Origin of the sequence: Pseudomonas sp. 39004 (assembly GCF_028682155.1) — a bacterium.
In the GTDB taxonomy this organism is placed as follows: Bacteria; Pseudomonadota; Gammaproteobacteria; order Pseudomonadales; family Pseudomonadaceae; genus Aquipseudomonas; species Aquipseudomonas capeferrum.
This window is the reverse complement of sequence record NZ_JANIAG010000046.1, coordinates 1-26,998: the sequence shown is the minus strand read 5'-3', so window position 1 is coordinate 26,998 and position 26,998 is coordinate 1. Positions and strand designations below refer to the sequence as shown.

The window sequence follows — 26,998 nt, the reverse complement described above, 5'->3', positions numbered from 1 at the left end:
CGCTACAGAATACGCCCGTCGTGCCGTGCACGTTCCAGCTTGATGGCAATGAATTTGGACGTCGGCGTATGGCTGCCATCGCCAATGCTCTCCAACGGCACCAGCGGGTTCACCTCTGGATAATAAGCCGCCGCCTGCCCGGCCGGGATATCGAAGGCCAGCAAGGTGAAGCCGTGCACACGGCGCACATGTTCATCCCCCCACAACGAGACGATGTCGACCTTCTGCCCCGGCTGGAAGCCAAGGCGGATGATGTCGGCCTCGTTGACGAACAGCACCTCGCGCTGGCCACGCACGCCTCGGTAGCGGTCATCCAGGCCATAGATGGTGGTGTTGTACTGATCGTGCGAACGCATCGACTGCATCACCAGGTCGGGCAATTGGCCGCTGGCCCGCACGCGTTCATCGAGCAAGGTGTCCGGTAGCAAGTTGGCCTTGAAATTGGCGCGCCCGGTGCTGGTCTGCCATTCGCGGTTGGCGGCGCTGTTGCCCAGATAGAAGCCACCCGGCTCGCGCAGGCGCTGGTTGAAGCCGCTGAAGCCGGCAATGGTGTCGCCGATCAGGTCGCGGATGCGGTCGTAGTCGGCGACCAGCCAGTGCCAGTCGACCGGCTGCTTGCCCAGGGTGGCGGCAGCGATACCGGCAACCACCGCAGGCTCCGAACGCATCTGCGTCGTCAGCGGCTTCAACTGGCCGTTGGAGGCATGGACCATGCTGAACGAGTCTTCCACGGTCACAGCCTGTGGCCCGTCGGCCTGCAGGTCGATATCGGTACGGCCCAGGCACGGCAGGATCAATGCCTGTTTGCCGTGGATCAGGTGGCTGCGGTTGAGTTTGGTGCTGATGTGCACGGTCAGCTCGCAGTTGCGCAGCGCCTGCGCGGTACGCGCGGTGTCTGGCGTGGCCTGGGCGAAGTTGCCGCCCAAGCCGATGAACACCTTGGCACGGCCGTCGAGCATGGCGTGGATGGCTTCGACAGTGTTGTGGCCGTTGTGCCTCGGCACGGGGAAGTTGAAGCGGTTCTCGAGGGCGTCGAGCAGTGCCAGCGGCGGGCGCTCGTTGATACCCATGGTGCGGTCGCCCTGCACGTTGCTGTGGCCACGCACCGGGCACAGGCCGGCGCCTGGCGCGCCGATGTTGCCGCGCAGCATCTGCAGGTTGACGATTTCCTGGATGGTCGGCACCGAATGGCGATGCTGGGTGATACCCATCGCCCAGCACATGATCACCCGCTTGCCACGGCAATACATGCGCGCGGCCAGCTCGATGTCGGCCAGGGTCAGGCCGGATTGCGTCTGGATATGCGCCCACGGCGTGGCATCGACCACTGCCAGGTAGTCATCGACGCCGTGACCATGCTCGGCGATGAAGGCGTGGTCGAACACAGCAGGTTCGCCGTTGGCCTGGGCCTCACGTTCCCACTGCAGGACGAACTTGGCCATGCCGCGCAGCAGCGCCATATCGCCACCAAGGGCCGGGCGGAAGAACGCGGTGTTTGTCGGCCGGTCGCTGTTGGTCAACATTTCCAACGGGTTCTGCGGGTGCTGGAAACGCTCCAGGCCACGCTCTTTCAGCGGGTTGACGCACACCACCTGGGCGCCGCGTTTCACCGCATCCCGCAGCGGGTCGAGCATGCGTGGGTGGTTGGTGCCCGGGTTCTGGCCCCAGACGAAGATTGCATCGGCATGCTCGAAGTCGTCGTAGGTGACCGTGCCCTTGCCGACGCCGACGCTTTGCCCCAGGGCCACGCCGCTGGCTTCGTGGCACATGTTCGAGCAATCGGGGAAGTTGTTGGTGCCGTAGGCCCGCACGAACAGCTGGTAGAGGTAGGCGGCTTCGTTGCTGGCCCGGCCCGAGGTGTAGAACTCGGCCTGGTCAGGGGTGGCCAGGTTGTTCAGTTCGCGGGCGATCAGGGCAAAGGCGGCATCCCAACTGATGGGCTGGTAGCGGTCCTGTTGTGCGTCGTAAACCATCGGTTCGGTCAGGCGCCCCTGGTACTCCAGCCAGTAATCGCTCTGCTCGCGCAGCGCGCTGACGCTGTAACGGGCGAAGAAGGCGGCGTCCACGCGGCGCTTGGTGGCTTCCCAGTTGACCGCCTTGGCGCCGTTCTCGCAGAACTTGACCATGCCGCTTTCCGGCGAATCGCCCCAGGCGCAGCCGGGGCAGTCGAAGCCGCCGTTCTGGTTGGTCTTGAGCAGCGCGCGGATGTTCTTCAGCGCGTTATCGCTGCCGACCCAGGCCTTGGCCACACTGCGCAACGCACCCCAGCCTCCGGCGGGGCCGTGGTAGGGCTTGTAGCGAGGGGGGGCGGCTGGGGCGTTGTCAGGGAGGGGCTGGTACGAGGTCACGGCTGTTACGACTCCGCCGCTGGGCTGTAGACCCGCGGTGCACTGTGTTTGGGCAGATGGATGAGGTTGAGGTTGTGCTTGCGCGCCCATTGCAGGGCCAGGCCGGTGGGTGCCGAGAGGCTGACCAGGGTCTGGATGCCGGCACGCAGCACCTTCTGGATCAGCTCCAGGCTGCAGCGGCTGGTGACGATGGCCAGGCCGCCGGTGCTGTCGATGCCTTGGCGCAGCAGGGCTCCGATCAGTTTGTCGAGGGCGTTGTGCCGGCCGATGTCTTCGCGGCCGAGTAGCAGTTCGCCGTTACGGTCCATGAACAGTGCCGCATGCACCGCGCCGCAATGCTGGCCGAGCGGCTGGAAGGCGTCGATACGCCCACGCAGGCCTGCCAGCCAGTGCGCAGGCGGCAAGGGCGCGCCGGGCAGTTCGGCCAGCTCGGGCAGTGCCTGCTCGAGTGCTTCGACCCCGCACAGGCCGCAGCCGCTGGTGCCGGCCAGTTGGCGGCGCTGGTTCTTCAGGTTCCAGAAGGCCCGGCTGGAGATTTCCAGGTCGGCGTACAGAGCCGAACCGCTGCCGGACAGCTTGAGGTCATAGATCTCGTGGGTGCCTTCGACAAGCCCGGCGCCGACGCTGAAGCCGACCGCAAAATCTTCAAGGTCGGTAGGGCTGACCAGCATCACCGCCTGGTTGAGGCCGTTGTAGGCGATGGCCAAGGCCACTTCTTCGGCCAGGGGCGTACTGGCGCGCTCGGCGTCGCCGAGCTGGGCGTACTCGTAGTTGTTGCTGGCGGCGGGCAAGGCCAAAGGCGATGAGGCCGCGCAGACCGGAGGTTTGCTGTTCATCGGGGCGGGCTACCGGCGGCGATTTGATAGCCCAAGCCTAGGCCTGTGGGGCGGTCTCGTCTAATCGCTAGGGTCTATGCCTTGATAGACCGCGTCGATTGGCCGCGGCAGGGGCAGGTCGGGTAATCCTGGCCTAGACTCCTGGCTCCGAGGTTTTATCAACAAGGAGAACGCAATGAGCCTGTTCAGTTTCGTGAAGGAAGCCGGCGAGAAGTTGATCGACCTGCTGACCCCCGGTAATGCCAATGCCGAGGAGCAGTTGAAAAAGCACGTGGAAAGCGTCGGCCTGGGTAATCCGAACATCACCGCCACTGTAGAGGGCGACAAGATCACCCTCAAGGGCGAGGTGGCTAGCCAGGAGGAGAAAGAGAAGATCATTCTGGCGGCGGGCAACATCAATGGTGTGGCCAGCGTTGATGATCAGATCACCGTAACAGGGCCGGTCGTTCAGGCTGCGCGCTTCGTTACCGTGAAAAAGGGTGACACGCTGTCAGCCATTGCCGTAGTCGTCTATGGCAATGCCAACCAGTACAACAAGATCTTCGAGGCCAACAAACCGATGCTGTCGCACCCGGACAAGATCTATCCGGGGCAGGTGTTGCGCATTCCGGACTGATAGATCGTGCTGGCTCTTTCGCGGGGCAAGCCCGCTCCCACAGGTACCCTGCAATGCTCAAGGGTTTTACTTACCTGTGGGAGCGGGCTTGCCCCGCGAAGAGGCCCTCAAAGCCCCGACAACAAATCCCGGTAATCCTCTACCGCGGCAAACTCCTGGGTATCGCGCGGCGCTGCCTGGCTGTCCGGCTGCCTCACTGCCAGCAAGTGGCCGACCCCAAACTGCCGTGCGCTGCGCAAAATGGCCAGGGTGTCGTCGATAAACAGGCTGCGCGCCGGGTCGAAGCCGATATCCGCCTGCAACGCATCCCAGAACTGTGGGCTTTCCTTGGGGTAGCCATAATCATGCGAACTGATCAGCCGCTCGAAGTAGGGCGCCAGTTCTACCCGTTCCAGCTTCAGTGACAACGAATCGCGGTGGGCATTGGTGATCATCACCACGCGCTTGCCCGCCTGGCGGATGGCGGCCAGGAAGGTGTCGGCATCCGGGCGCAGGGCGATCAGGTCGGCGATCTCGCGCTTGAGCTCACGGATCGGCAGCTTCAGCTCACGGCTCCAGAAGTCCAGGCAGTACCAGTTGAGCGTGCCGGCATTGCGCTCGAACAGCGGCTGCAGTTCCATTTCTGCCATGGCCCGGCTGACGCCATGCAGCTCGGCATAGCGCTGGGGCAGGTGGTCCAGCCAGAATCGGTTGTCGTAGTGCAGGTCGAGCAGCGTGCCGTCCATGTCCAGCAGGACGGTATCGATGGCAGACCAGGGAAGAACAGGCATGGGAAACTCTCGTTCAGTCGGCTAGCCACGGTATAGTAACCCGTTCACGCCAAGGAGCTGCCCCATGCGCCAGAAACCCACCGTCCTCAACCGCGAAATCGTCGCCAGCAGCCGCCTGTTCCGCGTCGAGGCCGTGCAATTGCGCTTCAGTAATGGTGCCGAGCGCACCTACGAGCGCCTGGTCGGCCGGGGCAACGGTTACGGGGCGGTGATGATCGTGGCGATGCTCGACGCCGAACATGCTGTGCTGGTCGAGGAATACTGCGGCGGCACAGACGAATACGAGCTGTCGTTGCCCAAGGGCCTGATCGAACCGGGCGAGGACGTGCTGGCGGCGGCAGACCGGGAGCTCAAGGAAGAGGCCGGTTTTGGGGCGCGGCAACTGGAGCACCTGACCGAACTGTCGCTGTCGCCTGGCTACATGAGCCAGAAGATTCAGGTGGTGCTGGCGACCGACCTGTATGAAGAGCAGCTTGAAGGCGATGAGCCGGAGCCGATGCGGGTCGACAAGGTCAACCTGCGCGAGCTGTCGGCCCTGGCCATGCACCCGCAGTTCACCGAGGGCCGCGCCCTGGCGGCGCTGTACCTGGCGCGCGACCTGCTGAGCCAGCGGGGGTTGCTGGAGCTATGAACGACCTGCAGCTGATGCACGAAGTGGTCAAGCTGGCCCAGGTGGCGGGCCAGGCGATTCTGCCGTTCTGGCGCGCCGATGTGGCGGTCAGCAACAAGGCTGACGATTCACCGGTCACCGCAGCAGACCTGGCGGCGCACCGGGTCATTGCCGATGGCTTGCTGGCCTTGGCGCCGCACATCCCGGTGCTGTCCGAGGAGGACTGCGACATCTCGCTGGCCGAGCGCCAGGGCTGGAGCCGCTGGTGGCTGGTCGACCCGCTGGACGGCACCAAGGAATTCATTGCAGGCAGTGAAGAGTTCACGGTCAACATCGCGCTGATCGAAAACGCTGAGGTGGTGTTCGGCGTGGTGTCGATGCCGACCAACGGGCGCTGTTACTTTGGCGGCCGCCAGTTGGGTGCCTGGCGTGCCGAGGCGGGTGAAGCGGCCGAGCCGATCCAGGTACGCAATGCACCGCCTGCCGATGGCCGTTTCACCGTGGTCGCCAGCCGTCGTCATTCCAGCCCGGAGCAAGAAGCGCTGCTGGCCGGGCTGGGGGCTGCGGTGGGGGACCTGGCACTGGCCAATATCGGCAGCTCGCTGAAGTTCTGCCTGCTGGCCGAAGGCAGCGCCGATTGCTACCCGCGCCTGGCGCCGACTTCGCAGTGGGACACTGCTGCGGCGCAGGGGGTGGTCGAAGGTGCCGGTGGCGAGGTCATCGAGCTGGACGGCCAGCCGTTCCGCTATCCGCCGCGTGAGTCACTGCTAAACCCGTTTTTCCTGGCTTTGCCCAGCGCAGCCAGCTGGCGCCAGGCCTTGATCGACCTGTCGCGCCGCTCCGGCAACAACTAGGGTATTTGCAAGCAATCAGCGGTGCAGAACGTACTGCCCGCTGAACTGCACGGCCGGTTCGTCGCTGCCGGCATTGCTGACGGTAGTCTCCAGCGTCAGCCGCGCCCGCCCACGGCGCTGGTACATCGTCACGAAGCGCGCCCAGCTCTTTTCATCCGGCGCCGCACAGCGGGCCACCGCCGTACCGGTGACCGGCAACGGGTAACTGATCTGCCCCTCCTGGATGACGATATGCCCGTCATCGATGCCCAACTCGCGCAAGCGCAGGTGCAGCCACCCCCAGCCCACCAGTACCGCAGCGCAGTACAAGCTGCCGCCGAACATGGTGCTCTTGTGGTTGACGTTGGCCGCCAGCGGCAGTTGCAGGCGCAGGGTGTACTGCTGCCAGTCGATGACCTCCAGGCCCATTTCCCGCGTGAGGGGGATGTCGCTGTGCAGTATGCCCTGCAGGTACTGGCTGTCGGTGCTCATGGACGGTTGTCCTCCTGGTCGTCGTGCCCGCCGCTGCCGCCGTCAAAACTGAGGCTGTGCTTGCGCAGCTTGTCATGCAAGGTCTTGCGTGGAATGCCCAGAGCCTCGGCCAGGCTGCGCATGGAGCTGTGTGGTTGGCCAAGCTCGGCGGCAATCAGCGAGCGCTCGAACTGCTCGACCTGTTCGCTGAGGTTGCCGGCCACTACCACCGGCGCTGGCGTTGCCGCAGCCGGTGCCTGGCCGTCGAGGGCAAGCTCAAGGCCCAGGGCAAAGCGTTCGGCAGCGTTCTGCAGCTCCCGCACATTGCCAGGCCAGGCGTGGCGCAGCAGCATGGCGCGCTGGGCAGGCTGCAGGGTGTGCGGCGTCAAGCCGTGGCGCTGGCTGGCGGCATCGGCAAAGTGCTGGAACAACACCAGGATGTCGTCACCGCGCTCACGCAGCGGGGGTATGCGCAGCGGCGCCACGTTCAGGCGGTAATACAGGTCGGCGCGGAAGCGCCCCTGGTCGGCGGACTGGCGCAGGTCTTCCTTGGTGGCAGCAATGATGCGGATATCCAGCGGGATCAGCTGGTTGCCGCCCAGGCGCTCGACCACCCGCTCCTGCAACATGCGCAGCAGTTTGACCTGTACATCCAGGCTCATGCTTTCGATTTCATCGAGGAACAGCGTGCCGCCATTGGCGAATTCGAATTTGCCGATGCGCCGCTTCTGCGCGCCGGTGAAGGCGCCAGGCTCGTGGCCGAACAACTCGCTCTCGACCACCGACTCGGCCAGTGCCCCGGCGTTGATCGCCACGAATGGCCCGTCGCGGCGGCTGGACAGGTCGTGCAGGGCGCGGGCCACCACCTCTTTGCCGGCACCGGTCTCACCCAGTATCAGCACATCGGCGCGGGTACCGGCCAAGGCGCCGATCTGTTCGCGCAGGCGCAGCATCGACGGCGACTGGCCCACCAGGCGCGTGGCCAGTTGCTGGCGGTCGCTCAAGGCCAGGCGCAGGCTGCGGTTGTCCAGCACCAGGCGGCGCAGGGCCAGGGCGCGGCGCACGCTGTCGAGCAGGGCGTCGCTGGCAAACGGTTTTTCAAGGAAGTCATAGGCACCGGCGCGCATCGCCTGTACCGCCAACGGCACATCGCCGTGGCCGGTAATCAGCAGCACCGGCAGCTCGCTGTCGCGCCCGTGCAGTTGCTCCAGCAGTTGCAGGCCATCGATGCCAGGCATGCGGATGTCGCTGACCACCACACCAGGCCAGTCGGCTTCGATACGCTCGGCCAGGCCTTGGGCATCGGCCAGCGCCACCACCTTGAGCCCGGCAAGGTCCAAGGTCTGGCTCAGTGCCTGGCGCAGGTGGGGGTCGTCGTCGACCAGAATGACCTGGGCTTGGCTGTCGATCAGTGTCTCGGGGGTCATGCCGAGGGGTCCTCCGAATTGGGCAGGGTAGCGCCGGGTGCGGCCACGCGCAGTTGCAGGGTAAGCAAGGCGCCGCCTTCAGGGTGGTTGGCCAGCAGCAGTTCACCGCCCAGCGCGCGCATCAGGCTTTCGCAGATGGCCAGCCCCAGGCCCAGGCCCTGGGTGCGGGTCTTGGTGGTGAAGAACGGCTCCTTGGCATGCTCCAGCGCCTGGCGGCTGAAGCCAGGGCCGTTGTCGCGGATGTACAGGTAGACGTAGCCATCGCGCTGTTCGGCACTCAGCCACAGACGGCGCGGGTTGGCCTTTTCGGTCAGGGCGTCGAGGGCGTTGGCCAGCAAGTTGCCCAGTACCTGGCGCAGGCGGGTTTCGCCGGCCTGTACCCACAACGTGGCCTCTGGCAGGTCGCGGATCAGCTCTACAGCCATCGCGCGGCGGCGCTTGGCCAGCAAGGCCAGGGCATCGTCCAGTGCCGGCTGCAGGGCCACGCTCTCCGGGGCGTGGCGGTCGCGGCGGGCGAAGGCGCGCAGGTGGGCGATGATCGAGGCCATGCGCCCGGTCAGTTCACCGATCAGCTTGAGGTTGCCGCGGGCGTCGTCGGTGCGTTGATGGTCAAGCAGAATCTCGGCGTTCTCGGCGTAACTGCGAATGGCTGCCAGCGGCTGGTTGAGTTCGTGGCTGATGCTCGCCGACATGGTGCCCAGCACCGACAGCTTGCCGGCCTGGACCAGTTCGTCCTGGGCCCGCACGGCTTCCTGCTGGGCATTTTCACGTTCCAGCACGGCACTTTTGAGGCGGGTATTGAGGCCTTCGAGGTCGGCGGTACGCTCGGCCACGCGCTTCTCCAGCTCTTGGCGGCCACGGGCCTCGAAGTCGATGCGGTCGATGTAGTGGCGCCGCCGCTGCATCACCAGGCCGGCCAGCAGCATCATCACCAGCAGCGTGCCGGCGCCGATGGCCATCACTGTCTGCACCGAGCGGTCGACCAGCATGCGTGGCGCGAGGATGCTGACTTGCCAGCCGGTTTCCTTGATGTCGCGGGTCTGGGTGATCCACGCATCCTGGCTGAGCTGCAGCGGTTGCGGGGCCTGGGTCGGGTACGGCTGGATGGCGATGATCGCCTGGCGCTCGGCCTCGGTCAGCGCGCGGGTGGCACGGAAGCGCCAGTCGGGCCGTGAGGTCAGGATCACCACGCCGTTATGGTCGGTCAGCAACAGTTGCTCTGGGGTGCGGCCCCAGAGGGTTTCGGTGTGGTCCAGGTCGACCTTGACCACCAGCACGCCAACGATGCGCTCGCGGTCCCGCACCGCTGCGGCGAAGAAGTAGCCACGCTTGGCCGAGGTGGTGCCCTGGCCGAAGAAACGCCCCAGGTGGCCGGCCATGGCCTCGTTGAAGTAAGGGCGGAAGGCGAAGTTGCGGCCGACGAAACTGTCGTGCTTGTCCCAGTTGGAGGCGGCCAGGGTGTTGCCGCTGACGTCCATCAGGTACATGACCTCGGCACCGGTCTGCTGGACGATGTTCTTTAGCAGGCGGTTGGCGTTGGTCACCGCTTCCAGGCGGAACGGGTCGGCCAGCACGCCGCGCAGGGCCGGCAGGTCGCCGAGGATCTGCGGCAGGGTTTCGTAGCGGTGCAGGGTGCCGAGCAGGTTGGCGACGTACAGGTCGAGGGTCTGGCGGTTCTGTGAGGCCAGTTCTTCCTGGTAGTAGCGCTCGGCCAGGTGATGCAGCGGCCACAGCAGCGGGGCCAGGCACAGGGCCAGCAGGGCCAGGCTGCGCCAGCGGGGACGGCGTGGGGGCGTGGGTTTTGCAATCATCACGTAAGTGCGCCAGAAAAGTCTGACGCAATTATGCGCTACTTGAGGCAGTCGATCAGCGCCTGCTGCCAGTGCGGCAGGCGGATGTGCCATTCGTGGGCCAGGCGTGAGCAGTCCAGGCGTGAGTTGAGCGGCCTGCGGGCCGGCGTGGGGTAGTCACTGGACGGGATTGGCAGCAGTTCGGCGCAGGGCAGGCCTTGGGCCTTGAGTTGCTCGGCGATGGCCTGGGCGAAGCCGAACCAGGACGTCTCGCCTTGCGCGGTGAGGTGGTAGGTGCCCCAGGCGCCCGCCTGGCCGGCCTGCCAACGTTCGACCAATACACGGGTGCTGGCGGCAATGCTAGCGGCCCAGGTCGGTGCGCCGATCTGGTCGTCGACAATGCGCAGTTGAGGCTTCTCTTGCAGCAGGCGCTGCAGGGTCAGCAGAAAGTTGCGCCCGTACAGCGAATAGACCCAGCTGGTGCGCAGGATCAGGTGCTGGCCGGCCACTGCGGCAATCGCCTGCTCGCCTGCAAGTTTGCTTTGGCCGTAGACCCCCAGGGGGTTGGGGGCGTCTTGTTCGGTGTAGGGCGTAGCCTTGTTGCCGTCGAAGACGTAGTCGGTGGAGTAGTGGATAAGCGGCGCGCCAAGCCGTGCCGCTTCTTCGGCAAGCACACCAGGGCCGTGGGCATTGATCGCAAAGGCGCGCTCTGGCTCGTGCTCGGCCTGGTCGACCGCCGTGTAGGCACCCGCATTGATGATCAGGTCGGGGGCCAGCTGGCGCAGCGGGCCACGCAGGGCCTCGGGCTGGGCCAGGTCCAGTTGCTCGCGCCCGAGCACGTGAAGCTCGCCAAGGCCGACCAGCTGCGTCTTCAGCGCCTGGGCTACCTGGCCGTTACGGCCACATACGACAATTTTCATGGCAGCAGTTGCGCCTCACTCAGCGGTACGCCGACCTTGTCCTTTTCCGACAGCACCGGCGGCCCTTCGAGTTGCCAGTCGATGGCCAGCTGCGCGTCGTCCCAGCGGATGCAACGGTCGGCGCCTGGGTTGTAGTAGTCGGTGGTCTTGTAGAGGAACTCGGCGGTTTCGCTGACCACCGCAAAACCGTGGGCAAAGCCAGGCGGAATCCACAATTGGCGATGATTGTCGGCCGACAGGTGCACGGCAACCCATTGGCCGAAAGTTGGCGAGCTCTTGCGCACATCCACGGCAATATCGCGGATCTCGCCCTGTACCACGCGCACCAGTTTGCCTTGGGTGTTTTCCACCTGATAGTGCAGGCCGCGCAACACGCCCTTGAGGGAGCGGGAGTGGTTGTCCTGGACGAAGTCCACGGCAACGCCGGTCTGCTTGGCAAACTCACGGGCGTTGAAGGCTTCGAAGAAGAAGCCTCGGCTGTCACCGTATACCGTCGGTTCGATGATCAGTACATCAGGGATCTCGGTGGGGATGATGTTCATGCAGACTCGTTAGCCAGTTTGCCCAGGTACTGACCGTAACCGGTCTTTTTGAGTTTTTCAGCCTTGGCCAGCAACTGGTCACGGGTGATCCAGCCCTTGTTGAAGGCGATTTCTTCCAGGCAGGCCACCTTCAGCCCCTGGCGGTTCTCGATGGTCTGCACATATTGCGAGGCATCCAGCAGGCTCTCGTGAGTCCCGGTATCGAGCCAGGCAAAGCCGCGGCCAAAGCGCTCCACGCGCAGGTCGCCGCGCTTGAGGTAGGCATTGGTGACATCGGTGATTTCAAGTTCGCCCCGCTCGGAGGGGCGGATGCCCTTGGCAATTTCGATCACGTCGTTGTCGTAGAAGTACAGGCCCGTCACCGCATAGCTGGACTTGGGCTTGAGGGGCTTTTCTTCGATGGACAGGGCGTTGCCTTGCTCGTCGAACTCGACCACGCCGAAGCGTTCCGGGTCCTTGACCCAGTAGCCGAAAACGGTGGCCCCGCTCGGGTGGTTGACCGCGCGCTGCAACTGTTCGGTGAAGCTCTGGCCGTGGAAGATGTTGTCGCCAAGAATGAGGCACACCGAGTCATCGCCGATGAACTGCTCGCCGATCAGAAATGCCTGGGCCAGGCCATCGGGTGAGGGCTGCTCGGCATAGTTGATGTGGATGCCGAACTGGCTGCCGTCGCCGAACAGCTGGCGATACTGGGGCAGGTCCTGAGGTGTCGAGATCAGCAGGATTTCGCGGATATCGGCGAGCATCAGCACCGAAATCGGGTAGTAGATCATCGGTTTGTCGTAAATCGGCAGCAGTTGCTTGGAGACCCCAAGGGTGATGGGGTGCAGGCGTGTGCCGGATCCTCCGGCCAGGACGATGCCCTTGGTCATGCAATGAGCTCCTTGATGTCGGTATTGCCCAGGCGTTCACCCTGGTAGCTGCCATCCTGGACATGACGGCACCATTGCAGGTTGTCCAGGTACCACTGCACCGTCTTGCGCAGCCCGCTGGCGAAGGTTTCTTGCGGTACCCAGCCCAGTTCCCGTTCGATCTTGCTGGCATCGATGGCATAGCGCAGGTCGTGGCCGGGGCGGTCCTGGACGTAGCTGATCAGGTCTGCATAGCGGGCCACGCCTTGCGGGTGCTGCGGCGCCAGCTCTTCGAGCAGGGCGCAGATGGCGTGCACCACGTCGAGGTTCTTCTGCTCGTTGTGGCCACCGATATTGTACGTTTCGCCGACCTGTCCGTGGCTCACTACTTCAAGCAACGCCCGCGCGTGGTCTTCGACGAACAGCCAGTCACGCACTTGCTGGCCATTGCCATACACCGGCAGTGGCTTGCCGGCCAAGGCATTGAGGATCATCAGCGGGATCAGCTTTTCGGGGAAATGGTAAGGGCCGTAGTTGTTCGAGCAGTTAGTGATCAGCACCGGCAGCCCGTAGGTGCGGTGCCAGGCGCGCACCAGGTGGTCCGAGGCGGCCTTGCTCGCCGAATAGGGTGAGCTGGGCGCATACGGCGTGGTCTCGTGGAACAGGTCGTTGGCGCCATGCAGGTCGCCATAGACTTCGTCGGTGGAGATATGGTGAAAACGGAACGCACGGCGCTGCTCGGCCGGCAGTTGGCTCCACCAGGCGCGGGTGGCTTCGAGCAGGGCGTAAGTGCCGACGATGTTGGTCTGGATGAACGCGGCCGGGCCGTCGATCGACCGGTCCACATGGGATTCGGCTGCCAGGTGCATGATCGCCCCAGGCTGAAAGCGTTCGAGCACGGCGCTGACGGTTGCCGAGTCGGCGATATCGGCCTGGACGAATTCGTATCGGGTGTTGTTGGCGATGCTCTGCAGCGATTCGAGGTTGCCGGCGTAGGTCAGCTTGTCGAGGTTGAGCACTTCGTGTTCGGTGTTGTCGATCAGGTGGCGGACCAGCGCCGAGCCAATGAAGCCGGCGCCGCCTGTGACGAGTATGCGCATCTCAAGTGGCCTCTGGAAAACCAAGTTCTATGGCATGCAGCCTAGCTCGTCGGCTAGGGTGGTGGCAGACAAATATCATGGGTTTGGCGGGAAGGCTTAGGGTTATTTCGATTGATATCGGCATAATTGATTGAATGGTTTGATCAGGCAGGTTTTTTTGCTTTTAATGCCGATATATATCGGTTATAAATTTGCGATAGCCGGGGGCGCTTTGCGCCCCGTCGCGACGCAAGGCCGCTCCTACACACACACACACACACACACACACTACCAACGCCCCAGTGCACATCGGCTCAGGGCCTACGCAGAGGTTAACCATGAAAACCCTCAACTCCACCCCCCGTGCCGACGGCTTCCACATGCCCGCTGAATGGGCGCCGCAGACTCAGGTCTGGATGGTCTGGCCGGAGCGTTCGGACAACTGGCGCCTGGGTGGCAAACCGGCGCAGGCTGCGCATGTGACGCTGGCCAAGGCCATCGCCCGCTTCGAGCCGGTGACCGTGGGGGTTTCCGCTGGCCAGTACGAAAACGCCCGTCACCAACTCGACCTGCCGAACATCCGCGTGGTGGAAATCAGCAATGACGATGCCTGGGTGCGCGACACCGGCCCAACCTTCGTCATCAACGACCACGGCGAAGTGCGCGGTGTGGACTGGGGCTTCAATGCCTGGGGCGGTTTCGAGGGCGGCCTCTACGCGCCCTGGAACCGTGACGAGGAACTGGCCGCCAAGGTACTGGAAATGGAGCGCTGCCAGCGCTACCAGACCGAGGGCTTCGTGCTGGAAGGTGGCTCGATCCACGTGGACGGCGAAGGCACCGTGATCACCACCGAGGAATGCCTGCTCAACCGCAACCGCAACCCGCACCTGGGCCGCGAACAGATCGAGGCGGTGCTACGCGAGCACCTGGCGGTCGACACCGTGGTCTGGCTGCCGGACGGCCTGTACAACGACGAAACCGACGGCCATGTCGACAACTTCTGCTGTTACGTGCGCCCAGGTGAAGTGTTACTGGCCTGGACCGATGATTCCAACGACCCCAACTACGCACGCTGCCACGCCGCGCTGGAGGTGCTGAAAAACACCCGCGATGCCAAAGGCCGTGAGTTCGTGGTGCACAAGATGCCGATTCCGGGCCCGCTGTATGCCACCGCCGAAGAATGTGACGGTGTCGACCAGGTGGCCGGCAGCCAGGAGCGCGACCCGTCGGTACGCCTGGCCGGCTCGTATGTGAACTTCCTGATCGTCAACGGCGGCATTATCGCGCCAAGCTTCGATGACCCTGCAGATGCCCAGGCCAGGGCCATCCTGGCCAAGATCTTCCCGGACCATGAAGTGGTGATGATCCCTGGCCGTGAACTGCTGCTGGGCGGGGGCAATATCCATTGCCTGACCCAGCAGCAACCCGCTCCGGTCAAGCGTTGAAACCACGTTGAACGAAGAGGCCCGTCATCTGACGGGCCTTTTATTTCCAGGCGACGTCCGGCGCCGCGAATGGCATATGTTTTGTATTGTTTTTCAAAGAGATAGCTCGGCCTGGTCGGGCTCGTGGATCTGTAACAATACCTACGTAGATTAGCCGCTCACGGGCAAGGGAGTACGTGTGGAAATGAACGCAGCAAGTGAGTCGGCTTTGTGCCCATCGGCAGTGAATCATCAATCGCTCAGGGTTCTGGCGCAGTGGTTGAAGCACTATGGAAGCAAACCGGTCAGGACGACCGACCCACGACGTCTGCTTGCCGGGCGATACCCCCAAGGGCTGATCAGTGAAGCGGAGATGCAAGCGCTGATGGCGGTGTGGTACTGACCGTATCGGGCTAGCCTGCACCGGCCCTGACACCGGTGCAGGCAGTAACATCAGAAGCGGTAAGTGCTTGTCACCACCAGGCTGCGCGGGTCACCCGGTTGAATCTGCGCGGCGCTGGTCGCCGAGCTGTAGTAGGTCTTGTCGGCAATGTTGTTCAACGCCGCGCGCACATCCCAATCGTGCGTGCGGTAGCCGGCGAGCGCATCCCAGCGGCCATACCCCGGCATCACCGTGGTGTTCTGGTTGTCGGCATAACGGTCACCCACCAGCGTCAACCCCGTCTCGGCGTACCAGCCCAGCTCCGGCTTCCAGGTCACGAACAGGCTGGCGTTGCGCTTGGCCACGTCGTTGATGCGGTTGCCTTCCTGGTTGTTGTTGTCCTTGACGATGGTTGCATCCTGCAGGCCGATGCCCCCGCGCACGTACCAGTTGCCGACGATGTTGCCGGTAGCGGTCAGCTCGATGCCGCGCGAGCGTTGCAAGCCGGTGAGCACAATGATTTCCGGGTTGTTGGCGTCACGCGTGCGGCGGTTGTACAGCTCAAGTTCATACACTGCGAGGGTGGTGGTCAGGCGCTGGTCGAGCCAGTCGCTCTTGACCCCGATTTCCTTCTGCCGGGTCATCTCTGGCCCGGTGTCGTTGGTGTTGCCCGGCGCGCCCGGGGTGATGCCGATCAGGCCACCGCCCACGGGCGAGAAGGTCTTGCTCCACGACGCATAGAACGAGTGATCACGCCACGGCGTATAGACCACACCCAAGCGTGGGCTGGTGGTGTTGCTGTCCTGTGGCTCGGAAATACCCTTGATCTTGTTGGTGGTTTCCACCTCGAACTGGTCGAAGCGCACGCCCGCGAGGATCTGCCACTGATCGTTCAGGCGGACCTGGTCCTGAAGGTACAGGCCACGGCTTTCGACCACGGTGTGGTTGTTGCTCGACACCAGCAGCGGCCCATTGTGCTGCAGGTTGCGGTTGGGGTTGCTCACGTCCAGGCTCGGCACCGTACCCGTCGGGGCGGTGTACAGGGTCGGGTCACGCCGTTGGCTGCCGAACTCCAGGCCCACCAGCAGTTTGTGCTCCAGCCCCAGGGTGTTGAAGTCGCCCTCGGCTTCCAGGTTGTTGAACAGGTTGCGGGTGTTCAGGTCTTGCTGCCAGCGCTGGCGGGTGACGGTATTGTTGCCGGCGTTGTAGCCCGTGGCGTAGGTGTTGTCGAACTCGCTGTCGAGCTTGAACAGGCCAAGGGTGTGGCGCAGTTGCCAGGTTTCGTTGAGCTGGTAGTTCAACCGCGAGCGCAGCGACTGGGCGCGATCGTCGATGTAGTCGCGCTGGGTATCGCCATAGGTGGTGCTGCGGCTTACGTCTGCCGGGCGGCCGTTGACGCCAGGGATGCCGCGGTCGGGCGTGCGGTTGTAGCGGCTGTATTCGTATTGCACCAGCCAGTTCAGGTCCGGCGTCAGCTGCCAGCTCATCGAGGGCGCGAACAGTTGGCGGCTGCCATCGATGCCATCGCGGAAGCTGTTGCTGTCCTCGTTGCCCAGGTTCAGGCGCAGGCTGATGGTGTCGCTGGGGTCGGCACTCAGGTCGGCGTACAGGCTGCGCAGGTCTTGGCTGCCGCCTTGTGCCTCGATGCTCGAACGGCGGCCGTGCTCGGGCGCCTTGCTGACGCGGTTGACGATGCCACCCTGGCTGCCACGGCCATACAACACTGCGGCCGGCCCTTTGAGCACTTCGACACGCTCGATGTTGTTGAGGTCGCGGATGTACTGGCTGTCATCGCGAACACCGTCCAGATAGAAGTCGTTGCTGGCGTCGAAGCCGCGGATGCGCACGCTGTCGAAGCGGGTGTCGGCGCCGCTGCTGACGTTGGGGATACCCTCGAGTGCCTTGCCCAAGGTGTTGCTGCCGTAGTCCAGCACGTTGGCGGTTTTCACCGTGTCGATGGCCTGGGGTACATAGCGCACCGGCGTCGAGGTGCGCGTCGCGGTACTCACCTCCTTGACCCGCGGGTTGTCCTGTTCACGCTCGCTTTCGGCGGTGACCGACAGTTCCGGCAGGGTAGTGGTGGTGGCGTTGGCGAGGCTGGCGCTGAACAGCACCGACAGGCCCAGCGACAGGGGGGAAAGGCGACAAGGTACAAGCATGGACACATCCGGACCGAGGCAGGTGAAAATAAGGTGCGAATGGTAATGCTTGCTATTTACTGTTGCTTGAGTATTTGTAAAGGGTTGTCTTTACATATGTATCACTTTGTAACTATGCACTTTGTATAATCGCCCGGCCAAGATTGTTCCCACGACGTCAGGTGACTTACCTGACAAGAGAAAAATTGCCCACCGATAGCGCGAACAGGCATGGAAATGCACCAGACCTGCCAGTTATTTTGGTTATATCAACCTGCATTTCACGATTTTTTGACATTTGTAATCGCACACCGCTAGGATTCGGCCAACGCCTGCTGGCCATGACATGGCCATGCTGCTGTTAAAGGCCACCGTGCGATTGCCGGCAAGCCTTCCAGTTTGGATCCGCATAGCGTCGAACCTACGAAGGGGCGTTGGTTCCTGGCGTCATATTGCAGAGCGTTTTTGATTAAGAAATAAGGAAAATAACATGTTGAAAACCAGGATCAGCCTGGTCGCCTTGGCGATGATCGCCGCGACCCAGGCACAGGCCAATGAGCAGGCCGACAGCAAGGGCTTCATCGAAGACAGCCACGCCAATGTGCTGCTGCGCAACGCCTACATCAACCGTGACAAGAAGCACGGTACCGATGACCAGATCGAATGGGGCCAAGGCGTCATCGCCAACTTCTCCTCCGGTTTCACCCAGGGCACCGTCGGTGTCGGCGTCGACGCATTCGGCCTGTATGCCGTGCGTCTGGACGGCGGCAAGGGCCACAACGGTGGTGGCGGCGTCGACTTCTTCAAACCGCACGAAACCACCAATGCCGAGGGCAACGCCAGCTCGCCGCATAACCTGGCCCGTGGCGGCGCTGCCGTGAAATTCCGCATCTCCAACACCGTGCTGAAGTACGGTGACCAGATGCCGGCACTGCCTGTGCTGCAGTACGACGATGCGCGTCTGCTGCCAGAAAGCTTCACCGGCACCTTGCTCACCTCGAAAGAGATCGAGGGCCTGGAGCTGAACGCCGGTCGTTTCACCCAGGAAGCGCGCAAGAGCGCCGAGCGTCGTGACGGTGGTGGCCTGAAGTCGATCAACGTCTTCGGCGGTAGCTACAAGTTCACCGACAACTTCACCGCTTCGCTGTACACCGCAGACAACGAAGACGTGATGAAGAAGCACTACCTGGGCTTGAACTACGTCTTCCCGATCGCCAGCGACCAGTCGCTGACCCTGGACTTCAACGGCTACAAGTCGGACATCGACAAGCAGTACGTACAGGCCGCTGGCCTGAACGGCGACTCCAACACCATCTGGAGCCTGGCTGCCACTTACGCGTACGGTGCCCACTCGTTCACCCTCGCGCATCAGCGCAGCACCGGCAGCACCGGCTACAACTACGGCTTCTACCAGAACGCCGGTGGCGTGGGTGACGGTGGTTCGACCATCTACCTGGCCAACTCGTACTGGTCCGACTTCAACGCCGAAGACGAGCGCTCCTGGCAGCTGGGCTACGGCCTGGACTTCGGCGCCTATGGCGTTCCGGGCCTGACCTACAAGCTGGCCTACGTGGTGGGTGACAACATCAACACCCGCAACGTCGCCAACCCGCAAGGTTTCGGTGAAGGTAAAGAGCGCGAGATCTTCAACCAGATCCGCTACGTGGTTCAGGACGGCCCGGCCAAGGACCTGTCGATCAAGCTGCGTAGCTCGTTCGTGCGTACCAACAATGCGGTACAGCAGAACGGCTACAACGACGACGGCAACGAAGTCCGCGTATTCGTCGAGTACCCGATCAGCATCTTCTGATCTGATCCCGCTGGGGCTGCTTTGCAGCCCCAGTTGTTCAAGCCGGCGCTGTTTCTTTGCGGCGTATAGCCGGCGCTGCCGCCACCCCTGCAACTTCCCCCGTCTCCGGTGCAAAGCTGTCGCTACGCGCCATCCGCCACATCCGCGCATAAAACTCGCTTTCAATCGAGCCACTGAGCAATTCGCCAGGCTTGAGAAACGTATGCAAATCCGAGAACAAGCCGATTTCACTGGCGCTGACACGCCGTGCCAGGTGCTTGGGCTTGAGTTCGCTTGGGTGCTCCAGCCCTGCGGCCGCCAGCATCTCAGCCAAGGTGTGCAGCGTGTTGCGGTGAAAGCTGGCCACGCGCTGGGCCTTGTCCGGTACCACCAATGCGCGCTGGCGTAACGGGTCTTGGGTGGCAACCCCGGTCGGGCACTTGTTGGTGTGGCAGCTTTGCGACTGGATGCAGCCGATGGCGAACATGAAGCCGCGCGCCGAATTCACCCAGTCGGCACCAATGGCCAGCACGCTGGCGATATCGAAGGCGCTGACGATCTTGCCCGCTGCGCCAATACGGATGCTAGCGCGCAGGTTCAGGCCGACCAAAGTGTTGTGCACGAACATCAGCCCTTCGCGCATGGGCACGCCCATGTTGTCGCTGAACTCGCGTGGTGCCGCGCCGGTGCCGCCTTCCTTGCCGTCGACGACGATGAAGTCGGGGGTGATGCCGGTGGCCAGCATGGCTTTGGCAATGCCCATGAACTCCCACGGGTGCCCCAGGCAGAACTTGAAGCCCACCGGCTTGCCGCCCGACAGTTCGCGCAGGCTGGCAACGAACTTGAGCAATTCGACTGGCGTGCGGAAGGCGCTGTGCGCAGCCGGGGAGATGCAGTCCTGGCCTTCGCGCACGCCCCGGGTCACGGCGATTTCCGGGCTCACCTTGTGCCCTGGCAGGATGCCGCCGTGGCCGGGTTTGGCGCCCTGGCTGAGCTTGATCTCGATCATTTTCACTTGCGCCGAACGCGCTTGCTCGGCGAAACGTTGCGGGTCGAAACGGCCCTCTTCGGTACGGCAGCCAAAGTAACCGCTGCCGATCTCCCAGATCAGGTCGCCACCATGTTCGCGGTGGTAAGGGCTGATGCTGCCTTCACCGGTGTCATGGGCAAAGCGGCCCAGGCGCGCGCCCTGGTTGAGGGCAGCGATGGCGTTGGCGCTGAGGGCGCCGAAACTCATGGCCGAGATGTTGAAAATCGAGGCCGAGTAGGGCAGCCGGCATTGCGGCCCGCCGATGGCGATGCGGAACGAAGCAGGGTCGGGGGTGGCCACCGGCAGCATCGAATGGCTGATGAATTCGAACCCCGGCTTGTAGGCATCGTTGAGTGTGCCAAAGGCTTTTTCGGCGCTTTCATTCTTCGCCCGGGCGTACACCAGCGAGCGCTGGGAGCGAGAGAACGGCAGCTTGTCGTCGTCGCCTTCGATCAAGTATTGGCGGATTTCTGGGCGGATAGTTTCGATCAGGTAGCGGATGTTGCCCAGGATCGGATAGTTGCGCCGCACCGCATGGTGGCTCTGACGCAGGTCATTGAGGCCGACCAGGCTGAGCAGGGCGGTGAGCACGGTGAACGGCCAGAGCCAGGCATGTTGGGGCAGTAGCGGCAGGCTGGCGAAAGTGAACAGCAGGCAGGTGACGAGGCAGGCGTAGCGGCTGGGCAGTGAGTGTTTCATGGGTCCATCGCAGGCAGGATGACCGGGCCTAGGATAGGCAAAGGCAGGCTGCGGAAAACCTGGTGAATCGGTAAAAGACTGTTACCTGATCGCAGGTTTGCGCTATCTGTTGCACTGTAGGGCAGGTTATTCGGGCAACCGCACACTGGCCCGCAAGCCGCCGCCGTCGCGGTTGTACAGCAGCAACTCGCCGCCATGACTGGCCGCGATGCGCTGGGCGATGCTCAACCCCAAGCCATACCCGCCAGACGCCTGATTGCGCGACCCTTCCCCCCGCACGAACGGGTCGGTAACCGTCGCCATCAAGCCGGGTGCAATCCCCGGGCCGCAGTCATCGATGTGGATAAAAACCCCCGTGGCCGCGCGCTCCAACGTGACCGAAACGTCTTTGCCATAGCGCAAGGCATTGACCAGCAGGTTCTGCAGGCACCGCTGCAGCAGCAGGGCATCGACCCGCACGGTGCCAGCCTGGCCCTCAACGGGAAGTGGCTCACTGGCGGTGGCCAAGTCCGCGCACTGGCGCGCCACCAGCCGGTCCAGGTCCACCTGCTGCAGGTTCTGCTGCTCACCGGCGCGCAGGTAGTCGAGCACCTGGCCGATCATGTCGTCCATCTGCGTGATGTTCTGCCGCAGCCGTTCGCGCTGCTCATCGTCTGGCAGGCGCTCCAGGCGCAGGCGCATGCGGGTCAGCGGGGTACGCAAATCGTGGGACACGGCGGCGAGGAAGTAGGCCTTGTCGTTGACCATCGCAATCAACCGTTGCTGCATCGCATTGAAAGCCTGTGCCGCCTGGCGCACTTCCTGCGGCCCATCCAGCGCCAAGGGCGGCTGCTCCAGGTTGCTGCCCAGCCCTCGCGCTGCGTCCGCCAGGCGCTGCAGCGGGCGCAGGCACAAGCGCACGGCCAGCAGGCACACCAGCAGCACGGCGACGATACGCAGGGCATACACCCGCAGCAGGTAGTCGCTGATCAACGCCCAAGCAGACTCGCCACTCCAGCCCTGCAGCTCCTGGCCATCGATGGTCAGCCAATGCCCATCGGCCAGCGGCACTGCAAACTGAATATGCGCTTGGGCCGTGCGCAAGCCGAACAGGCTGCGCCAGACAATCGGCTGGCCCAGTTCGTCAGTCAGTTGCACCTTTATCAGGCGCACGTCCACAGCATGGCCAAGCTCGTACTTGAGGGCCTGGTGCAGCAGCAATTCGATGCGCTTGCGCCCCCTGCGTTCGTCCCCGTCTTGCGCGGGCAAGGCCTCGGCACAGCGCAGCTGATAATGGGCCGGCGCCTGCACCGCACCGGCATGGCAGTCGGCCTTGGCAATCAGGGGCGCGCTGCGGGCGGCGATCAGCCGCACCGGGGCTTCGAGCACCTGCGCGAAACGCACATCGAACCAGATGCTGCTCGACATCAGCTGGATCACCAGCGTGCCGCTGACCATGATCAGCAGCAGTTGGCCAAACAGCGTGCGCGGCCACAGCCGACGGAGCCAGCGCACCTCAGGCATCCGCCTCGCTGCGGGCGAGGCTCAGCAGGTAGCCTTCGTTGCGGATGGTGAGGATCTGCGCGACGGCACCCGGCGCGCGGCGCAGTTGCTGGCGCAGGCGGCTGACGCACATGTCTACCGAGCGGTCATCGGGCAGGTGGTCACGGCCGAACGCACTGCGGGTCAGATGATCGCGCGAAACCACACGGTTGTTGGCTTCAAGCAGCTCACGCAGCACGCGGTAATCGGAGCGGGGCAGGGTCAGTGTCTCGCCGTCCGGGCGGGTGAGCAGGCGCTTCACGTGATCGAGGCGAAAACCGGCAAATTGCTGCGCTTCGACAGCCGGTTTTGCCACCGGTGTATCGAGGCGCTGGGGGCGACGCAGCACGGCCTTGATCCGGGCAATCAGCTCGCGTGGCTCGAAGGGCTTGGCCAGGTAGTCGTCCGCGCCCACTTCCAGGCCAATGATGCGGTCCAGCGTGCTGCCTTTGGCAGACAACATGATCACCGCCAGGCCAGGGGTGGCTTGCAACTGGCGGCACAGGCTCAAGCCATCCTCGCCGGGCAGCATCAGGTCCAGCACCACCAGCTCCACTTTGTGCGCTGCCAGTTGCTCACGCATCTGCTCGCCATCAGCGGCGGCCAGTACGGTGTAACCGGCATCTGTCAGGTAATCACAGAGAAGTTCGCGGATTTCGTCGTCATCGTCGACAACCAGCAGCGTTGTGCTCATTGCTAAAAACACCTGTTCGGTGAGGGCCGGTGGCGCTCGTTACGTTCAATTACATCCCCGTACAAGCCGGGGCTGGAGCCCCAAGGGCGGATCCCTAGAATCGTAACAAAAAATCATCTGCGAATACGAAACCTTCCCAAATGAAACCTCGGAGCATCATGAACGACTTCTCTCCCATCGGCCGAGGCGCAAGTCACCTCACCCCACTCGCCTTCTTCATCGCAGTGGCCATCAGCGGCGGCGCCATGGCTGCCGACAGCAAGCCACTAGAGCTGGATGCCACGCAGATCGAGGACAGCGCGCTGGTGCCTGCCGATGAAGCCGGGCAGCTAGGGTACACGGTCGAGAGCAGCCGCAGTTCAACCGGCCTCAAGCTGACGCCGCGGCAAACGCCGCAGTCGGTGACCACCATTACCCGCCAGCAGATGGACGACCGCGCCATCCACACCATCGAGCAGGCGCTGGAAACCACGCCAGGGGTGACGGCCAGCAAAGCCGAAGTCGGCGGGCGCACCGATTACCGGGCTCGGGGTTATTCGATCAGCAACTGGAAGGTCGATGGCCTGCAGTTTCAGGGTGGCTCCGACTTCAGCGGCGGTGGTAACGCGCTGAACATGGACCTGTACGAGCGCATCGACATCGTGCGTGGCGCCAACGGCCTGCTGGGCGGCACCGGCGACCCCTCGGCCACCGTCAACCTGATCCGCAAGGCCCCGACCAAGACCTTCGGCGGCAGTGCCTACGCGACCTACGGTAGCTGGGACAAACGCCGCCTGGGCGCCGACCTGAACCTGCCATTGTCCGAGGACGGCCGCCTGCGTTCGCGGTTTGTGATGACCCAGCAGGATGCCAACTCGTTCCGCGACAACCAGTCCGAGCGCGCCCGCGCTGCGCTGGCCAACTTCGAATTCGACCTCGACGACGCCACCACTCTGGGTGCCGGTTACCAGTACGAATACAACAAGGTCGTCGGCGGCGGCTGGGGTGCGAATATCCCGATCTGGTACCGCGACGGCAGCAAGACCGACCTGCCGCGCAGCACCAACGTGGTGCCCAGCTGGAGCTTTGGCGAGTACACCACCCGCACGGCATTCGGCTCGCTGGAGCACCGCTTCGACAACGACTGGACGCTGGACCTGAAGGCCGCCCAAAGCACCGCCGAGGCCCTCAACCACCGCGGCCTGGCCAAGGTCAACTCAGCCGGCCGCGGCACCTTCGGCGGCTACTGGGACCAGGACGGCAGCGGCGCCGTGCTCAACGGCCTGCACAGCGCCAGCGACACCACCCAGCAGTCGGCGCAGATCGACCTGTCCGGCCCCTTCCAGCTGTTCGGCCGTACCCATCAGGCGATGGTCGGTTACAACGACAGCCGCACCGTGGCCTGGTCACCGGAATACACCTGCAACATGGTCAGCGACGGCCGCGTCAGTGCTGCGGCGCTGGGTTGCCAGTTCCGCGCCAACAACGGTTTCCCGCTGACCGACTGGCGCAATGGCGTGGATGACGACTACGACATGATCGCCTCGCGCACCGGCCGCCACAGCAAGACCACCACCCGCTTGCAGGGCATGTATGCAGCTACTCGCCTGAGCATCACCGACCCGCTGTCGGTGATCGTCGGCGTGCGCACCAGCAACTACTCCGCAATCACCCGCAGCAATGCCGGCGTGCGCACCAGCCAGGAAGAAAACGGCATCGTCACCCCCTACCTGGGCACGGTGTACGACCTCAACGACACCTACTCGCTGTACGCCAGCTACACCGACATCTTCACCCCGCAGACCGCCGAGACCAGCAGCGGCAGCAAGGTCGAGCCGATTCGCGGGCAAAGCTACGAAACCGGCATCAAGGGTGAATGGTTCGATGGCCGCCTGAATGCCTCGGCGGCGTACTTCCGCACCAAGCAGGAAAACAAGGCCGTGCTGGACGGCGACCTGACCACACCGACCGGTAACGACGCCTACAAGGCTGGCTCTGGCCAGGAAACCGACGGCATCGACCTGGAAATCGCCGGTGCACTGACCCCGAACTGGAACGTGTACGCGGGCTACACCTACCTGCACTTCCGCCGTATCGACAGTGATGGCCGCAGCGACCCGTCGCACCTGTTCAAGGCTTCGACCACGTATCGGCTGTCTGGCCCGCTGGACCGCTTGACCCTTGGCGCAGGGGTTACCGCGCAGAGCAACATTCGCGCGGTATCCAGCCCCGCTGGGCAGCCGAGCAATGGCGTGAGCACGGGTGCTACTGACGTGAACTGGTCGGGGTATGCGATCTGGAATGCCATGGCCAAGTACCAGCTGACTGACGATACGAGTGTCAGCCTCAATGCCAATAACCTGTTCGACAAGCACTACTACACCCGCTACGGGTTCTACGCGGGGGCTATTTATGGGGATCCGCGGAACCTGTCGTTGACGGTGAGTACGGCGTTCTGACGGAGGCACCTGGGGCTGCTGCGCAGCCCATCGTAGGCCAGCGCTGTGCCTGAGGTGTTGCGCGTTTTGTGTAGGAGCTGGCTTGCCTGCGATGGGCCGCAAAGCGGCCCTTTGCGGTCAGTTGGATTGCGCCTGCTGTACCTCGCGAACCGGCTTGTCCAACCGGTCCTCCATACGGTCCCAGTCCCCCCCGAACAACTCCACCGGATGCATAGTGCGATCGGCTCCATTGCCGCAGGCCAGCGCTTTGGCGTGGCAATACAGGTCGCACCCCCAGCAGATGCGTTCAGGGTGGCTGGGGTTGGTCGGGAATTTCTTGGCCATAGCGTCCATTCTCGCAAGTGGGGTGCTGAGCCCAAGCTATGCCTTCCAGCGCTTTCAGCCTTGATTGAAATCAAGGCGCGCTGCGTCTTGCGGTAAGGTATTCAACTTATCGTTTCTGCGTTCGGCATGTGATCGCGAAGATCGGTCCAAGCAGTATCACTGACTGGGGGTGATAGGGGCGCTATCTGACACAAGAAGGAATGCATGAAATGGCATCGATGAAACGTCCCCGCCTGCGGGCGGTTCAGCCTCGGTCGGGCACTGGCCTTGAGCTGACTTTTAGCAATGGGCAGCGGTTTACCCTGGATATGAGCGACGCGCTTAAAGCGTATCCGGGCTTGGCGCCACTGGCTAAGCGCAAAGCGTTCGAAGACGTGACGTTAGGGGATGGAGGCTGGTCTGTGGAATGGCCGGCGCTGGATATTCAGATCGGTGCCGACACCCTACTGCTGGACGCGCTTGCCCAGAACGCCCCGGATGAGAACACCCGGATATTCATTCGCTGGCGGCTGCGGCATCGGATGACGCTCGACCAGGCTGCCGAAGCGCTGGGCGTCAGTGCGCGCAGTATCAGCCGTTACAGTAGCGGTCGTGAAGCGGTACCACGCACACTGGCGTTGGCTTGTCTGGGCTGGGAGACGTTGGAGCAGAAGGCAGCCTGATAGGTCATGCTTGCTCCGCCCTGGGGTAATTGCGCGGCGGGATAGCGAACACACAAACAAAGGCCCACCTTGCGGTGAGGGTCTGGATCGAAAATTAAACTCCAGAGCGGATTGCGAGAATCTTACGGATGTACGCTTTATTTACTGCGGCACTTAAAAAGCCAAAGCAGTGTTAGCACCGTCGGCCAAAACAATGTGTTGAGAACGTCATGAGCGCTGGCCTGCCAGCGCCAGTATCCGAAGCTGGCAATATCGTCTCGCCGATCTACCCATTCGCCAGCACTCGCAATGAGTAAAACAACCAGCCAACCCAAGTATGGCTTGAATCGCTGGGTGCCCACGATCATCGTCAAATAGACCGCCATGCCCAAATAGATATGCAGCGCGTCTTTTGACAGTCCGGTTGCCGCCACAATCGCGAGCTTGATGCTTTGTACGGTTGAGATATCCATGTCAATTTTTCCTCTCTGCGCCAAGGCGTTTTGCCTCGTGCGTGATGCTATGCGGGAAGCTCTAACCCTAAAGCAACATCTATCGTTCCACGCTGCTTGATCGATTCCAAGGGCTGCATGAGGTCATATCGACAGTGCCGCGCGGGACCTCGTAGGTTTTGAGGCAGCTCTCAGGTGCGACATAAGGTACTCCCTTTCTTCGAAGTGACTTTGATCCCCAAACTGAAACGGTTGGAACCCACCAGTTTTTGAAGGAAACCGACGGAACGCCAAAACGAAAAAACCCGCCAGAAGGCGGGTTTTTCGGGTGTTCCAGAGATTTTGAAGGCTTTCTATGGAACCTTGAATGGTG

Annotated in this window: 24 protein-coding genes; 8 read left to right on the top strand and 16 right to left on the bottom strand. The window is 63.2% G+C overall.

All coding sequences use genetic code 11. The features are described 5' to 3' along the window. Window positions 1–2: 2 nt before the first annotated feature. Both NP534_RS10775 and fdhD read right to left on the bottom strand, forming a co-directional pair. Window positions 3–2,348: an FdhF/YdeP family oxidoreductase gene (locus NP534_RS10775; RefSeq protein ID WP_274098718.1), complete on the bottom strand. Its 2,346-nt coding sequence runs from the start codon at window positions 2,346–2,348 to the stop codon at window positions 3–5. A gap of 5 nt (window positions 2,349–2,353) precedes the next feature. Beyond that, window positions 2,354–3,184 (bottom strand): formate dehydrogenase accessory sulfurtransferase FdhD, encoded by an 831-nt coding sequence (gene fdhD, locus NP534_RS10770; RefSeq protein ID WP_274098717.1) that lies wholly within the window; start codon window positions 3,182–3,184, stop codon window positions 2,354–2,356. 175 nt (window positions 3,185–3,359) lie between these two features. Between fdhD and lysM the strand changes: the two genes are divergently transcribed. Beyond that, the gene (gene lysM / locus NP534_RS10765) at window positions 3,360–3,800 is read left to right on the top strand and encodes a peptidoglycan-binding protein LysM (protein WP_274098716.1); all 441 of its coding nucleotides are present in this window, start codon (window positions 3,360–3,362) and stop codon (window positions 3,798–3,800) included. Between the two features lie 107 nt (window positions 3,801–3,907). Here lysM and yrfG read toward each other — a convergent pair whose 3' ends face one another. After that, window positions 3,908–4,570 (bottom strand): GMP/IMP nucleotidase, encoded by a 663-nt coding sequence (gene yrfG / locus NP534_RS10760; protein WP_274098715.1) that lies wholly within the window; start codon window positions 4,568–4,570, stop codon window positions 3,908–3,910. 64 nt (window positions 4,571–4,634) lie between these two features. On the opposite strand from yrfG, the gene nudE reads away from it, so the two are divergent. Both nudE and cysQ read left to right on the top strand, forming a co-directional pair. After that, entirely contained in the window at window positions 4,635–5,201 is a 567-nt protein-coding gene (gene nudE / locus NP534_RS10755) for an ADP compounds hydrolase NudE (RefSeq protein WP_033703221.1), read from the top strand. Then, the gene (gene cysQ, locus NP534_RS10750; RefSeq protein WP_274098714.1) at window positions 5,198–6,034 is read left to right on the top strand and encodes a 3'(2'),5'-bisphosphate nucleotidase CysQ; all 837 of its coding nucleotides are present in this window, start codon (window positions 5,198–5,200) and stop codon (window positions 6,032–6,034) included. Before nudE ends, cysQ begins: the two co-directional genes overlap by 4 nt. Window positions 6,035–6,049: 15 nt before the next feature. Here the strand turns inward: cysQ and NP534_RS10745 are convergent, their stop codons facing one another. Genes NP534_RS10745 through rfbB form a run of 7 tightly spaced genes read right to left on the bottom strand, consistent with a single transcriptional unit; the run spans window position 6,050 to window position 13,114 of the window. Beyond that, entirely contained in the window at window positions 6,050–6,505 is a 456-nt protein-coding gene (locus tag NP534_RS10745; RefSeq protein WP_274098713.1) for a thioesterase domain-containing protein, read from the bottom strand. Next, the gene (locus NP534_RS10740; protein ID WP_274098712.1) at window positions 6,502–7,911 is read right to left on the bottom strand and encodes a sigma-54-dependent transcriptional regulator; all 1,410 of its coding nucleotides are present in this window, start codon (window positions 7,909–7,911) and stop codon (window positions 6,502–6,504) included. The genes NP534_RS10745 and NP534_RS10740 overlap by 4 nt, the downstream gene beginning before the upstream one ends. Further along, window positions 7,908–9,722 (bottom strand): sensor histidine kinase, encoded by a 1,815-nt coding sequence (locus NP534_RS10735; protein WP_274098711.1) that lies wholly within the window; start codon window positions 9,720–9,722, stop codon window positions 7,908–7,910. The genes NP534_RS10740 and NP534_RS10735 overlap by 4 nt, the downstream gene beginning before the upstream one ends. A 38-nt stretch (window positions 9,723–9,760) precedes the next feature. Further along, window positions 9,761–10,621 (bottom strand): dTDP-4-dehydrorhamnose reductase, encoded by an 861-nt coding sequence (gene rfbD, locus NP534_RS10730; protein WP_274098710.1) that lies wholly within the window; start codon window positions 10,619–10,621, stop codon window positions 9,761–9,763. Next, window positions 10,618–11,163, bottom strand: coding sequence for a dTDP-4-dehydrorhamnose 3,5-epimerase (gene rfbC / locus NP534_RS10725; RefSeq protein ID WP_033703214.1), 546 nt, complete (start codon window positions 11,161–11,163; stop codon window positions 10,618–10,620). Before rfbC ends, rfbD begins: the two co-directional genes overlap by 4 nt. Further along, complete coding sequence (rfbA, locus tag NP534_RS10720) at window positions 11,160–12,035, bottom strand: glucose-1-phosphate thymidylyltransferase RfbA (protein ID WP_033703213.1); 876 nt, start codon at window positions 12,033–12,035, stop codon at window positions 11,160–11,162. Before rfbA ends, rfbC begins: the two co-directional genes overlap by 4 nt. Continuing rightward, window positions 12,032–13,114, bottom strand: coding sequence for a dTDP-glucose 4,6-dehydratase (gene rfbB / locus NP534_RS10715; RefSeq protein WP_033703212.1), 1,083 nt, complete (start codon window positions 13,112–13,114; stop codon window positions 12,032–12,034). The genes rfbA and rfbB overlap by 4 nt, the downstream gene beginning before the upstream one ends. A gap of 317 nt (window positions 13,115–13,431) precedes the next feature. Here rfbB and aguA point away from each other — a divergent pair, with 317 nt between their 5' ends. Continuing rightward, entirely contained in the window at window positions 13,432–14,538 is a 1,107-nt protein-coding gene (gene aguA / locus NP534_RS10710; protein ID WP_274098709.1) for an agmatine deiminase, read from the top strand. A gap of 184 nt (window positions 14,539–14,722) precedes the next feature. Then, window positions 14,723–14,920 (top strand): hypothetical protein, encoded by a 198-nt coding sequence (locus tag NP534_RS10705; RefSeq protein WP_274098708.1) that lies wholly within the window; start codon window positions 14,723–14,725, stop codon window positions 14,918–14,920. Between the two features lie 50 nt (window positions 14,921–14,970). Here the strand turns inward: NP534_RS10705 and NP534_RS10700 are convergent, their stop codons facing one another. Continuing rightward, entirely contained in the window at window positions 14,971–17,058 is a 2,088-nt protein-coding gene (locus NP534_RS10700; protein WP_274098707.1) for a TonB-dependent receptor, read from the bottom strand. Window positions 17,059–17,527: 469 nt separating this feature from the next. On the opposite strand from NP534_RS10700, the gene NP534_RS10695 reads away from it, so the two are divergent. Beyond that, the gene (locus NP534_RS10695) at window positions 17,528–18,847 is read left to right on the top strand and encodes an OprD family porin (protein WP_033703209.1); all 1,320 of its coding nucleotides are present in this window, start codon (window positions 17,528–17,530) and stop codon (window positions 18,845–18,847) included. A 37-nt stretch (window positions 18,848–18,884) separates the two neighbouring features. On the opposite strand, the gene NP534_RS10690 is transcribed toward NP534_RS10695, so the two are convergent. From NP534_RS10690 to NP534_RS10680, 3 genes are all read right to left on the bottom strand, one after another. Next, window positions 18,885–20,555: an FMN-binding glutamate synthase family protein gene (locus tag NP534_RS10690; protein ID WP_274098706.1), complete on the bottom strand. Its 1,671-nt coding sequence runs from the start codon at window positions 20,553–20,555 to the stop codon at window positions 18,885–18,887. Between the two features lie 126 nt (window positions 20,556–20,681). Next, the gene (locus NP534_RS10685; protein ID WP_274098705.1) at window positions 20,682–22,058 is read right to left on the bottom strand and encodes an ATP-binding protein; all 1,377 of its coding nucleotides are present in this window, start codon (window positions 22,056–22,058) and stop codon (window positions 20,682–20,684) included. Beyond that, the gene (locus NP534_RS10680) at window positions 22,051–22,770 is read right to left on the bottom strand and encodes a response regulator (RefSeq protein WP_186661480.1); all 720 of its coding nucleotides are present in this window, start codon (window positions 22,768–22,770) and stop codon (window positions 22,051–22,053) included. Before NP534_RS10680 ends, NP534_RS10685 begins: the two co-directional genes overlap by 8 nt. A 140-nt stretch (window positions 22,771–22,910) precedes the next feature. Here NP534_RS10680 and NP534_RS10675 point away from each other — a divergent pair, with 140 nt between their 5' ends. Next, window positions 22,911–25,208 (top strand): TonB-dependent siderophore receptor, encoded by a 2,298-nt coding sequence (locus NP534_RS10675; protein WP_274098704.1) that lies wholly within the window; start codon window positions 22,911–22,913, stop codon window positions 25,206–25,208. 117 nt (window positions 25,209–25,325) lie between these two features. Here NP534_RS10675 and NP534_RS10670 read toward each other — a convergent pair whose 3' ends face one another. Continuing rightward, window positions 25,326–25,532, bottom strand: coding sequence for a DUF3079 domain-containing protein (locus NP534_RS10670; protein WP_274098703.1), 207 nt, complete (start codon window positions 25,530–25,532; stop codon window positions 25,326–25,328). 209 nt (window positions 25,533–25,741) lie between these two features. On the opposite strand from NP534_RS10670, the gene NP534_RS10665 reads away from it, so the two are divergent. After that, window positions 25,742–26,194 (top strand): DUF2442 domain-containing protein, encoded by a 453-nt coding sequence (locus NP534_RS10665; protein WP_274098702.1) that lies wholly within the window; start codon window positions 25,742–25,744, stop codon window positions 26,192–26,194. 137 nt (window positions 26,195–26,331) lie between these two features. Here NP534_RS10665 and NP534_RS10660 read toward each other — a convergent pair whose 3' ends face one another. Then, entirely contained in the window at window positions 26,332–26,646 is a 315-nt protein-coding gene (locus tag NP534_RS10660; RefSeq protein ID WP_274098701.1) for a hypothetical protein, read from the bottom strand. Window positions 26,647–26,998 lie beyond the last annotated feature (352 nt).